The sequence below is a fragment of the Mycobacterium sp. genome (assembly GCF_035697385.1).
In the GTDB taxonomy this organism is placed as follows: domain Bacteria; phylum Actinomycetota; class Actinomycetes; order Mycobacteriales; family Mycobacteriaceae; genus Mycobacterium.
Genome location: NZ_DASSCY010000046.1, coordinates 1 through 4059, shown reverse-complemented (window position 1 = coordinate 4059; position 4059 = coordinate 1). Strand labels below are relative to the sequence as shown.

The following is a 4059-nucleotide window of genomic DNA, read 5'->3' as shown; positions in this document are numbered from 1 at the left end:
CGCCTGCCCAAGCTGGCCCACCCCAGGCCGGTCGATCGAGTACGGCGGCTGCTGGCCGACGACGCCCACACCCGTGCCGGGATCGCCCGCCAGCGCTTGACCCGCCTGCGGCAGCTGCACACCCAGATCGCCGAACTCACCACCCAGATCACCCAGCTGGTCCAGCGGTTCGACACTGCCCTGACCCAGATCTGCGGCATCGCCGCTGTCGCCGAAGCTGAGCTCCTCGCCGAGGTCGGTGACATCAGCCGCTACGGGACCAAGGCCCAGTTCGCCATGAGCAACGGGACCGCGCCGCTGCCGGTCAGCTCCGGACGTACCAACCGCCACCGGCTCAACCGTGGCGGCAACCGCCAGCTCAACCGGATCTTGCACTACATCGCCCTGACCCAGATCTCCCGCGACCCCCAAGGCCGCGCCTACTACCACCGCAAGCTCGCCGAGGGACGGACCAAACCCGACGCACTCAGGTGCCTGAAACGCCGTATCTCCGACCGGGTCTACCAGACCCTGCGGCGCCAACCCCCCGCCGGTTGTTGACATAGGAGCTCGAGTGGCTGGTCGCCCGCCGCTACCTGTCGGAGTCATCCATGGCCATGGTGCTGGCCGGCTCCGGCCACAACGACCACCACCAGACCGACCCCGATCATCAGGAGGTGCCTCAGCTCACTGCTTCCTGACCACTGTGCCAACGACGATCAGGAGCTACACCACAAGACGCGACTTGACTGGTGCGAGTGGGGGATGTGCCTAGGTGTCGCTACATCTCGGCGATAGGACATCCTAGACGTCTACGAGCCGACAGCAACCCACACGCGGTCACCGTCAGAAGCGGTCGCGCTGCGGCCCTCTTCGAAATCCGGCTCGGTCAACAAACGAAGCCCGGCCGGAATGGCCGGGCTTCGTTGTTTCCGCGAGATGCCTCTAGCGAAGGCGCGCGACGAGATCGCGCTGACCGTGGGTCGCCTGCTGCCGCCGCACCTGCGCCTGAGCCGGCGGGTTGGGGACGCCGGGGAACAGAGCGTCGCCGATCGTCGGGATGAACTGCGGCGGGACGCGAACGTGCGTCGCCTGCTCGTAGTCGTAGGCAAGGCCGATCAGCTTCGGCTCGGCCCAGCGGCCGCCGATGAAGGTGATCCCGAGCGGCAGTCCCGCGTCGTAGCCGGCGGGCACCGTGATGTCGGCGTAACCCGATACCGCAGCCGCCGTCGACGAGCCCACGAAGTACTCGAAGTGACCGTTGAGGTCGCCCTCGTTCGGGTTGTCGTTCGTCGGCCATGCCGGGCCGTTCGTCAGGGCGATGATCGCGTCGAGGTGGTTGTCGGCCATGAGCTGGTTGATTGCGTCCTGAACGGGCGGCGTCGTCTCCTGGCGGAGTTGAGCGCAAGCAGCGTCACGGCCGTTCGTCGCCTCGGCGGCCTCGAAGACCGCATCGTTCCACGGTCCTTCGAGGTTCTGATGGGCCTTATTGAAGGCGATCAGGTCGGCGAGCGTTTGCGGGTACGCGGCGCCCGACACCGGGTTCGTGCCGTGGACGTAGGTGTGGAGGTACCTCGCGATGTCGGTCTTGAACTCGCACAGAAGGGCCGGGAACTCGTTGGCGGTCGCCGACAGGTCGATGTCGGTCGGATCGATCACGGTCGCACCTTGAGCCTTGAGCGCCGTGATCACGTTGTTGAGGATCGGTTCGACGACCGGGCCCACCAGCCCCTGGTCGTAGGTGCCGGCGCGCCACACGCCGATTCGAGCGCCATTCAGCGCCTTGTCGTTGAGGAATTGCGTGTAGTCGGTGTGTGCGTTTCCGGCCTGAGCGGCGGTCGCGGCGTCGTTCGGGTCGACGCCGGTCGCTGCGCCGAGGAGTACCGCAGCGTCGGTCACGTTGCGGGCGATCGGGCCGGCCGTGTCCTGGTTGGCGCTGATCGGGACGACGCCCGCGCGGCTCCACAACCCGAGTGTCGGCTTGATCCCGACGTCGTCGTTGGCGCCGGACGGGCAGACGATCGAGCCGTCCGTCTCCGTGCCGACGGCTGCAACCGCGAGATCAGCAGCAGCGACGACGGCTGAGCCGGAGCTCGAGCCGCAGGGGTTGCGATCGAGGACGTAGGGCATATTCCCCTGGCCACCGATGCCGCTCCAGCCGCTCGACGACGGGCCGGACCGGAAGTTGGCCCACTCGGACAGGTTGGCCTTGCCGATGATGATCGCGCCGGCGGCCTTGAGCCGCTGCGCGATGAACGCGTCGGCGGGCGTGCTCCCGGCGAGTGCCCAGGAGCCGGCTGTCGTCGGCATACCGGTGGTGTCGACGTTGTCCTTCACGATGATCGGAATCCCTAGCAACGGACGGTGGTCGCCGTTGCGCCGCGCCTGGTCGGCCGCCAGTGCGTCCGCGTGGGCCGTCGGGCTGACCGTGATCACCGCGTTGAGCTCTGGGTTGAGTTGGCGGATGCGCCGGAGATAGAAGTTCGTCAGCTCGACGGCGTTGATCCGGTGCGAATTCATCAACTGCTGTAGCTGCGGGATCGTCGTCGCGTCGACGTCGATACCGGAGACCTTGGTGTTCGGCGGGTTGGCTGCGAGGCCGATCGGCGCCGCGGCGCCGTATGCCCCGAGCAAGAGGGCCAGTACGGTCGTGAGAAGGAGAGAACGCCGAAGTCGGCTGCTCATCGCGTGACCTCCTCGGGATCGAGTGGGCTGGACGACCGGACACGGAGGGCTGGGCCTGGCGATCTGGGGGCTGGATTCTATTACCGTCTCGTCCGAGCTGCGGTCAACGATTGCCATCGCCGCCAACTCCCCGCTGACGGCGGGGAAGATGGAGATGGCGGGACTCGAACCCGCGGCCTTCTGCTTGCAAAGCATCCAACACCAAGCGGCATGCTACGCAGCGAAAACGCAGGTCGGCGGTGAACCGCTCGGCGTCGCGGCCAGGCCGACGTGGGTCACACGATCAACACATCACCAGTTCCGGTCGCTGCTGGACCGCCTGGACCTGGCCGCCACCGTGGTCACTGCCGGTGCGCTCCACAGCCCATGCCAGCATGCCGACTGCCTGATTACCGGCAAGCATGCAGGGATGCGTTCTCCGACCGCTATGCGCGGGCGACCCACCGGAGCAGTTGCGAGTGAAAGGACGCCTCTGGCGTGTTTGCCCAGGTCAAAGGTGGTGCAGTGGGCCTGGCTGGACTTGAACCAGCGGCCTCATCCTGAAACGAAAATCGCCCGCGCAGCAACGGGCTCTGCCGCACCAAGGAGAGCCGAGCTTGGCCGGGCCACCCGATTCTCATCCCTCGTGGCGGCCCCCGGCCATGGGGTCTGAGTCGAAAATGCCTGAGGTGGGCGCCGCCTCGCGTTGGGTGGTCATGCGGCCCCGATGGGTTGCAGGGTGACCTTGTGGCCGAGCCGTTCGAGTTGGCGGACGAGCTGCCGCTGGTAGTGCTCGGCGGAGTGGCGCTGCTGGAAGTAGTCGTCGCCCAGCTCCTGGTAGGCCACGCCCTGGTCCAAGACGTGGTCGGCGATCACCAGCACCGAATGCGCCACGGCCATGGTGGCCTTGCCCGGGCCGCGGCGGCCCCGCAGGCGGTGGTATTGGGCGTTCAGGTAGGTGCCCTTAGTCCGGCTGGCCGCCTTGGCGACCTCGCTCAAGCAGCCGCCCAGCCACTTGGACCCCTTGCGTGTCCGACCTGAGCGGTGCTTGCCGGCCGACTCGTTGTTCCCAGGACACACCCCCGCCCAGGAGGCCAGATGGGCCGCGCTGGGGAACTGGCCCATGTCCGGGCCGATCTCGGCCACGATGACCTCAGCGGCGCGCTGGTCGAGGTCGGGGATGGTGTCCAACAGCGCTACCTGCTCGGCGAACGGGGCGATCACCTGGCTGATCCGCGCACACAGCACCGCGATGGCCTCGTCCAGGTAGTCGATGTGGGCCAGGATCTGAGCGACCAACAACCCGTGATGGTCGGTGCGGAACCGGCCGACCAGGGCCTCCCGCAGCGCTGGCAGCTTGGTCCGGAGCCGGCCCTTGGCCAATGCGGCCAGCACCTCCGGGTCGTGGGTGCCGGC

General features: G+C 67.6%; 3 protein-coding genes. 1 reads left to right on the top strand and 2 read right to left on the bottom strand.

From position 1 onward, the window contains the following. The coding region (locus VFH65_RS04295; RefSeq protein WP_353319897.1) for a transposase at positions 1-540 on the top strand (540 nt) is incomplete at its 5' end. Between the two features lie 384 nt (positions 541-924). Here the strand turns inward: VFH65_RS04295 and VFH65_RS04290 are convergent. Next, positions 925-2664, bottom strand: coding sequence for an amidase family protein (locus VFH65_RS04290; RefSeq protein ID WP_353319896.1), 1740 nt, complete (start codon positions 2662-2664; stop codon positions 925-927). A 693-nt stretch (positions 2665-3357) separates the two neighbouring features. Beyond that, a partial coding sequence (locus VFH65_RS04285; protein ID WP_353319895.1) for a transposase occupies positions 3358-4059 on the bottom strand: 702 nt, incomplete at its 5' end.

What these genes read in the sequence shown, in the direction of transcription:
- VFH65_RS04290 (WP_353319896.1), bottom strand. Translation starts at nt 2,664, where the DNA reads ATGAGCAGCCGACTTCGGCGTTCTCTCCTTCTCACGACCGTACTGGCC.